This window comes from Vibrio sp. OPT46, from assembly GCF_015163535.1.
Taxonomy (GTDB): Bacteria; Pseudomonadota; Gammaproteobacteria; order Enterobacterales; family Vibrionaceae; genus Vibrio; species Vibrio alginolyticus.
Map to the genome: position 1 here is coordinate 89,491 of NZ_JADDYG010000074.1, position 449 is coordinate 89,939.

A 449-nucleotide genomic window follows, 5' to 3' on the forward strand; every position below is an offset into this window, starting at 1 on the left:
GAAGTGGGAGATCACTGTTTTAGCCCTTGGAGCTACACTGTTTTCTACGTTCTTTATTGGATTTGCACTGTATGGGTTTTGTCAGTTAATTGGCATCCAATTTGATTTGGTCTACTGCTTACTATTTGGTGCTCTAATATCGCCAACTGACCCAATCGCTGTATTGGCTATTGTGAAAAAACTAGATGCTCCTAAACGTATCTCCACTCAGATTGAAGGAGAATCGCTCTTCAATGATGGCTTCGGTTTGGTTATCTTCGTCACTCTATTTACGATTGCATTTGGCACTGAGGCACCAACTGTAGGTAGTGTCACCTTACTCTTCATCCAAGAAGCTATCGGTGGTATCACATATGGTTTCGTCCTCGGTTTGCTATTCCACTACTTGATCAGTGCCACCGATGATCACTCAATGGAATTGTTACTTACCATTGGTGTCCCAACAGCAG

The 449-nt window shown here is 42.8% G+C and carries 1 protein-coding gene; it reads left to right on the forward strand.

Annotated features, from left to right (window positions below; translation table 11 throughout):
* On the forward strand, positions 1-449 hold a 449-nt coding region (locus IQR33_RS03270), incomplete at both ends, for a cation:proton antiporter (RefSeq protein WP_193843512.1).